Here is a 7300-nt window from a genome sequence, read left to right as displayed (position 1 = left end):
GGTTGTTACTCATAAGCACCTCTTTTATGCCATTATCTATGGCTATGAGGTGTCTAGCAAATCAGTGGCGATTCAAAAGCCGCCAGGAGGCGGCGGTATGCAGATAGAGTTTAAACTCTCACTCGACCCAAACTGGATCAATTCGATCTTAATGATTGCCAAATTGTTCTTGTAATTCTATCGCGCTCGCACCGTGCGGGCGCTTCATTAGCTTAACAGCATAATCATAGATGATTTTTCTGGAAAATAGACACTAATACGTGTTCTAAAAGATAGAATAGTCGAAAAATCAAAAAATCTGGAAAAGCGCTATCGGTGGCATAATTACGATGTTTCCAGAAAACTTCCAGATCACGAACGTGACAGTAGCGTGCCACGCTTCGCTAGCCTGCGATTCTAAGCCCTCTGAGAACCGGAGGGCTTTCTTCCCCGAAAGACTCCCTCACCTCATCATCCAAAAAATCGCTTTAATGTAACTAAATTCAGTTACATTTGAAAAAGTAACTAAAAACGGCTACATTCCTAAATGTAACTATAATCAGTTACTTTTCTGAGTTATTTGGGCAATCATATGAAAAAGCATGTTATAGCAGTTATCACAGGCGACATCGTTGACTCACGAAGTTTGAGCTCTGTGCATTATGATGAGCTACTAAAACAGCTTAAAAACGAGCTGAAGTCCTTTGAAGCAAGCGACAAGGCTATTTTCGACATCTACCGGGGCGATTCTTTTCAGATCACCTTCTTTTGCCCCTGGGAAGCGTTAAAAGCAGCCATACTGATTCGCCTTAGGCTCAAATCTAATAATTATAAAATCGACGTGCGTCAGAGTATCGCCATCGGTAACGTAAAAGATCTTAGAGAGGATGTGAAAACTTCTACTGGCCAAGCCTTTGTCTTATCGGGTCAGCACCTTGATGAAATAAAGTCACATCGCCTTGTGTTTAGCTCGGAAAATAAACTACTAAACCGCCATATTCCTATTGTTGTGAAGTTACTCGACAATCACCTGAGCTCTTTAACATCCATGCAAGCTGAAGCGCTCTATTTATATTTACTAGATTGCTCACAGACACACGCCGAGCTTGCAAATAAGTTGGACAAAAGTCGCGCTAATACCACAAAAATCCTTAATAGCAGTGAATACCTGCTCGTTGCTGACTCAATTCAATATTTTGAGGCACTGGTTCGTGAGGAACTTAATCATGATTGATCATTTTGTCATACTGACCCTGTTAATTTTGGCTCATGTTGTCGGTGACTTTTATTTGCAAACCAGCCGTAGTATAAAAAGTAAGTCTTCTCAAGGGGCTAAAACTTCAATACTGGCGAATCTCCGGCACGCAGCCTCTCACACCCTTCTGGCTATTATCATTCTGTCGTTTACCTCAAACTTTGAATACGCTCTTATCTGGGCAAGTTTAGTAATCGGTGGTACTCACTTCGTAATTGATTTCATTAAATCACGCTTGTCTAAATGCAAAGGTTCACTACTCTGCTTTAGCGTCGATCAGTTACTACACTTAATTGTAATTCTCAGTGTCTGGGCATACCTATTCGACTACTTTGCCTTTATCAATGTCGACACACTACGACACGCGATCACACTGGAGTTTGTCGCAGTCACACTTTCTTACCTGCTGATTTTAAAACCAACTTCTATTGTTATTCAGTTCGTACTTAAGCCTTGGCGTTTATCAAATAATACCGACAGTAATAGTCAGGGCAGCGAAGAATCGCTGGACAAAGCAGGTTCCTTAATTGGATTTTTTGAGAGATTTATTATTTTAACGCTTATTTTGATGAACCAATTTACCGCTATTGGGTTCGTTATTGCCGCAAAATCAATTCTGCGATTTAAAGACGAGAGCAAACATGAATATGTCCTGCTAGGAACAGTCACTAGCCTCTCCATTGTTTTACTCATAGGCTTAATCACCCAGTCAATATTGGCATACTAATGATTCCATCCTGCAGCTATAATCGTCATACCGGTTAAAGTAAAAGCAGCACCCACAGCATCGTAGATAGACAGCGACGCCCCTTCCACAGCCTTTAACCAGAGCAGTGCAGTAACCACATACACACCTCCATAAGCTGCATAAACGCGACCACTTTCCGCCGGATGCAAAGTAAGAAGCCAGGCAAACAGCGCCAAACTAATTGCCGCAGGTATCAATAACCATGCGCTTCCATCTTTTTTCAACCACAGGTAAGGTAAGTAGCAGCCTATAATTTCAGCAATAGCGGTTATAAAAAACAGTCCGAGCGTTTTGGCTATTAATAAAAGGGACATATTCAAAACCTTAATTTAGCGGGAGAATGACATTATGCAGTCTACTATAAGTGAGCTAACTCTTCGGGGCTCACTATTTTTGAGTTTTCTGTTAGCAACTATTGCCTCACCTTTAAGCTTCGCAGAGGACAAGAATAGACTGCAACAGTCATGCACCTATAACGAAAAAGCAATGATGGAACTGTCTCCTCGCGAGTTTGGTCAGAACTTTGAAAACGGTTGGCGAGTAGTTGCTAAAAATAATGACTGCCTTGAAGTCGCAGCCAATCTCATCCGTACCTACTATACAACCAATGAAGTTTCTGCTGGCGCTAAGAGAACCTTTGTTTGGCACGAAGGGCAACTTCGAGCGGAAATAGGGCAATACCGCCAAGCTATTCAACTTATGGAACAAGCTGAGAAACCAGTACAAAGGGATATTTCAGGCTGGAATCATTATGTCGCCGCGACCATTGCTTTTTTGCAGTCAGACATGGAAAAACTAAGAATACACCGAGAAAAACTCGCTGCGGTTCCGAAGCCGGAAAACTTTAATCCGAAAGACGCTGACGGAAACCCTATCGAAATAGACTGGCCACTTAACTTAAATATTGTGGATAAGTTTATCAGTTGTTTCGGCCAGACTTATGCTGAAGTTTACAGTGGATGCACACAAGAGAAACAACCTTAAACGAAAAGCTTTATGCATTATTTACTGCAGTACCAGATCTCTGATGACTATCTGGAAAAAAGAGCGGCTAAGCCGCTCAACATCTACATATCATCCGGAATATCAGGTTCTACAAGCTGTGCTAATTGGCTTAATGTCTCCTGCCAGCCTAGATAGCAAGCTTCACTGGGAATTACGCTCGGAATACCCTCCTGAACAACGTTTAAGTCAGTTCCGCATGACACACTGTTAAGTTCAACCGTGGTTATCATAGTGCCTGACAGATCCGGGGCATCAAACTTATCGGTATAGCGCAGCTTTTTATTCGGCACTAACTCGAGATACTCACCACCAAACGCATGGCTACTCCCCGTAGAAAAGTTCGTAAATGACATTTTGTAAGTGCCACCAACACGAGCGTCTAGTCTCTCAATATTTGCCGTGAAGCCGTGTGGTGGTAGCCATTTGGCCAGAGCATCAGAATTTAAAAACGCTTTATAAATGCGCTCCGCCGGTGCCTTAATAACTCGATGTAAGCGAATCGTATTCGACATAGCTTTCCTCCATTAAATAAATGAGTAGATGGCTTCAACTAATCGAATAGGTGATTTGAATTTCGACAGCAATTTTGAAATGGATAACATGGGTTGTTAGTAGTTAATGATCATAAACTCACAACCAACAGGCAACACTTTGTTTTCACTCTTTGTCACCACCAGTTTATCTGCTGTTTTCATACCGACATAAGTTTTTACCTCAACCTGCGAAAACTTAAATGTCACAGGCTCTTTCATATCCTCAAAGTTGGCGTATACAGTATCCGGCAATACCGACTGATAACTTCCCGTATAAGAAGTAATTTCTTCATCTTCAATATCCAGGCTCATTTCTGTTTTATCTTTAAACTCAAGGATCATCCGTTGACCATTGCAAGTTTCCTCGCTACCGCGCAGTACCGGAGGAAGAACTAACTCTTCAGCATCTCCTCTTATATAAAGCCCGACATTACGCCCTTTGTAATAATGTTTTTGCTGATAAAACTTCTGATAAGTGACTGGAGGGTAATCTTTCTTACGAATAACTTGCTCGAGCTTATCGAAAAACTCTAGGTTCTCATTCGCGGGGTTGGTAGCAACAACAACACTCGGGAATTCCTCCGGAACCCTGACACCAGAGGTTGTTTTTACGGTAAACCCACTTTCAGATAATGCCTTTACAAGCTCTTGCTTGTCCTTCTCTGGTAACCTTTCAGTTGTTAAAAACACTGTCGGAGAAGCACATCCGGTTATTACCAGCAAAGCCAGTGATGAGACCAATCGTTTCACTTTTAAACATCCTTGTCTTTTCATTAATAAAATGACTCTCACAATCTGTTACAAATTAGTCAACAAATAATTAACAGGGCCGCTTCAATTACACCATTACTCCTAGGTATGATGTTGCTATAACTTGTTAAAGGAAAATATTGTATGAAAAAGTTACTACTTGCGAGCGCTATTAGCTCCGCCTTATTAGCCGCAGGCTGCAGTCAACCAGCGACCGAAACCAGCACACAGCAAAGTGCTATTGCCGGGGAAGTTATTAAAAGCCCTAACGATCAGCGTGAGTATCGTGTATTAACTCTGGATAACAATATTGAAATTATGTTGGTGTCTGATCCTAATACGGATAAGTCTGCCGCATCGTTAAGTGTTGGTGTTGGCTTACTGCAGGACCCTGAAACACAACAGGGCATGGCGCACTATCTGGAGCATATGCTGTTCCTGGGCACCGAGAAATACCCGGACACTAATGGCTACAGCGAATTTATGAGTAATAACGGTGGCAGTCAGAATGCTTACACCTGGCTGGATATCACCAACTACATGTTTAAAGTCAATAACGATGCCTACAATGAGGGCCTGGATCGCTTCTCGGACTTTTTCAAAGCTCCTAAGTTGTATCCTGAATACGTCGACAAAGAGCGTAATGCGGTCAATGCCGAGTGGTCTATGCGCCGCGAGATGGACTTTTTTGGGCAGTTCAAGCTTGGCCGACTGCTTTTGGGCAAACACCCGTCTAACCGCTTCCTTATCGGTAATTTGGACAGCTTAAGCGACAAAGAAGGCAGCGAGCTTCATCAGGAAACTGTGGATTTTTATAACCGTTTTTATTCTTCCAATATCATGAAAGTTGCCATGATAAGCAACCGTTCGTTAGAAGAAATGGAAGAGCTGGCTCGCAAGCATTTTGCCAGCATTGAAGATGACGGTATTGAAGAGCCTGAGGTTACTGCCCAAATTAACTTCGACGATGTGGGCAAAAAACGCATTCACTATGTGCCGAATGAAGATGTTAAACAGCTGAAACTTGAGTTCATTATTAACGACAACCAGGACCAGTTCGCGGTTAAACCAAACCGCTATGTCAGCTATTTGCTTGGCTCTGAAATGCCGGGCACACCAGCACAACAACTGAAAGATGCCGGTCTTATTGCCAATTTAAACGCATCGGCACAGCCTACTTTCTACGGCAACTACGGCGTTCTGGCAATTGACGTTGAGCTAACCAATGCGGGTATGAAGCAGCGTGAAGAAATTGTTGCTCTCATTATGAAGTACATTGATAAAGTTCGTGCTGAAGGCGTTGATGAAAAATACTTTAACGAAATTAAAACCAGCCTGAGCAATCGCTTCCGTTTCTTAGAAAAAGGTGACGAATTCAGTTACGTTTCTAACCTGGCTGAAGCCATGCAAAATTTCCCGGCTGAATACGCTATCAGTGCACCTTACGAGTATCAGGAGTTTGACCCTGAGGCCATACGCTCTGTTTTGTCTCAGCTAACTCCGGAGCATTTGCGTGTTTGGTACATCAGCCAGGATGAACCGCACGACAGTCAGCTCGACTTTTACGAAGGTAAGTACAAAGTTGTGGATATACCGCAAGAAGAAATCGCAAGCTGGGACCAGGAGCCCCAAATGGCGATTAATCTGCCTAAGGTAAATACACTTTTACCCGAAAACTTTGCCATTAAACAGAACGATGCTTTTGACAAACCTCAGGTGGTTATTGAAGACGACGGTATTCAGGTTTGGCAGTACCCAAGTCAACTATACAGCGATCAACCTCGGGGTGTATTCAACATTCAAATCAATAACGCGGCCCCGCTTGAAAGTGCAAAAGCGAATGTTTTAACCGCTTTGTGGCGCGACTTATACAATATGAATATTAGCGCGCTTGATACCGAAGCAAATATTGCCGGAATGAACATCAGCCTAAGCGACAGCACCGGCCTCACGCTGACGGTGTCAGGTTTCACCGATAAGCAGCCTCAACTGCTGGAAAGGGCGATTAACAACCTGAGTTTTACAGTTGAACAGCAAGCTTTTGAGCAAGCAGTTGATCGCTATATTAGAGAGCTTAACAACAAGGGGCAGCAATTCCCTATTTACCAAAGCTTCGATGCTTACGGGCAGTTGATCCGCGAAGGTGGGTTTAATCAGGAAGAGTTAGTTGAAACAGCAGGTTCTGTAAGTGCAGAAGACTTATCGAACTACATGAATACCATGCTGAGTAATAATGCTATTCGCATTTTCGCTTTTGGTAACTACGACGAAGCAGGGCTTAATGAGTCGGTTAAACGCATCAAGGACAGCTTACCGAAGAATCGGGAAGTAACGGACTTTGAGCAGGCTCAGTTCTGGGAACCTCAACCAGAGCAATCTATTGTGCTGCGCCGTGACTTAGAGGTCGCTGATGTTGCACTGGTTGATGCACACATCCATCCACAGCCCGGTTTTGAGTCGTTAGCTGCCGGTACGGTATTACAAAGTCACTTCCGTACCGTTGCTTTCGATACGCTGCGTACAGAAGAACAGTTAGCCTACGCAGTTGGCGCCTTTGCTCCAAGCTTAGACCAGTACGCCGGCTTTGGGTTATACATCCAAACTCCGGTGAAAAATGTTGCCGATATGCAGGAACGCTTTGACAGCTTCAAGAAAGAATACTGGGAAGACCTGCAGGGTATGACTGAGGAAGAGTTCAATCAACTTAAGCAAAGCACGCTCATTACCTTGAACGAAACACCAAAGAACCTTAACGAGGAGGTGTCTCCGCTTCTGGCCGATTTGAGACTGCAACGCTTTGAGTTTGATAGCAAAGAGCAACTGATCAAGGCCGTTGAGGGTGTCACATTAGAAAACGCAAAAGCCTTCTATCAGGAAACTCTGTTAAACCCGGATGCTGCCCGTATTTCGGTACAACTACGCGGCACTAAATTTGCTGATGAACCATACGCAGATTTACCGAATCAAACGGTAATTTCTGATCTGGCAGAATTCCAGCAGGAGATGAAAAAGCAGTAATTAACCAATGAG

At 43.3% G+C, this 7300-nt stretch carries 7 protein-coding genes; 4 read left to right on the top strand and 3 right to left on the bottom strand.

What is annotated here, in order from left to right:
* Nucleotides 1–571 precede the first annotated feature (571 nt).
* On the top strand, nt 572–1213 hold the full coding sequence (locus tag ACP7FG_RS12200; RefSeq protein ID WP_439226537.1) for a SatD family protein: 642 nt from the start codon (nt 572–574) through the stop codon (nt 1211–1213).
* Entirely contained in the window at nt 1206–1961 is a 756-nt protein-coding gene (locus ACP7FG_RS12195; protein WP_439226536.1) for a DUF3307 domain-containing protein, read from the top strand. The genes ACP7FG_RS12200 and ACP7FG_RS12195 overlap by 8 nt, the downstream gene beginning before the upstream one ends.
* Here ACP7FG_RS12195 and ACP7FG_RS12190 read toward each other — a convergent pair.
* Nucleotides 1958–2296, bottom strand: coding sequence for a YnfA family protein (locus ACP7FG_RS12190; RefSeq protein ID WP_439226535.1), 339 nt, complete (start codon nt 2294–2296; stop codon nt 1958–1960). The two genes, ACP7FG_RS12195 and ACP7FG_RS12190, sit on opposite strands and share 4 nt — an antisense overlap.
* A 34-nt stretch (nt 2297–2330) precedes the next feature.
* Here ACP7FG_RS12190 and ACP7FG_RS12185 point away from each other — a divergent pair, with 34 nt between their 5' ends.
* Nucleotides 2331–2966 carry a hypothetical protein gene (locus ACP7FG_RS12185; protein WP_439226534.1) on the top strand — a complete coding sequence of 212 codons (636 nt, stop codon included), beginning with the start codon at nt 2331–2333 and terminating at the stop codon, nt 2964–2966.
* Between the two features lie 83 nt (nt 2967–3049).
* Here ACP7FG_RS12185 and ACP7FG_RS12180 read toward each other — a convergent pair whose 3' ends face one another.
* The gene (locus ACP7FG_RS12180) at nt 3050–3499 is read right to left on the bottom strand and encodes an SRPBCC family protein (RefSeq protein WP_054490187.1); all 450 of its coding nucleotides are present in this window, start codon (nt 3497–3499) and stop codon (nt 3050–3052) included.
* Between the two features lie 96 nt (nt 3500–3595).
* Nucleotides 3596–4270: a hypothetical protein gene (locus tag ACP7FG_RS12175; RefSeq protein ID WP_222235871.1), complete on the bottom strand. Its 675-nt coding sequence runs from the start codon at nt 4268–4270 to the stop codon at nt 3596–3598.
* A 144-nt stretch (nt 4271–4414) separates the two neighbouring features.
* Here ACP7FG_RS12175 and ACP7FG_RS12170 point away from each other — a divergent pair, with 144 nt between their 5' ends.
* Nucleotides 4415–7288, top strand: a complete 2874-nt coding sequence (locus ACP7FG_RS12170) for an insulinase family protein (RefSeq protein WP_439226533.1) — start codon at nt 4415–4417, stop codon at nt 7286–7288.
* The last annotated feature ends 12 nt before the right edge of the window (nt 7289–7300 follow it).

Source organism: Idiomarina sp. ST10R2A5, assembly GCF_051842325.1.
Classification (GTDB): Bacteria; Pseudomonadota; Gammaproteobacteria; order Enterobacterales; family Alteromonadaceae; genus Idiomarina; species Idiomarina abyssalis.
The sequence above is the reverse complement of the archived record's forward strand: the minus strand, read 5'-3'. Positions and strand labels throughout refer to the sequence as shown.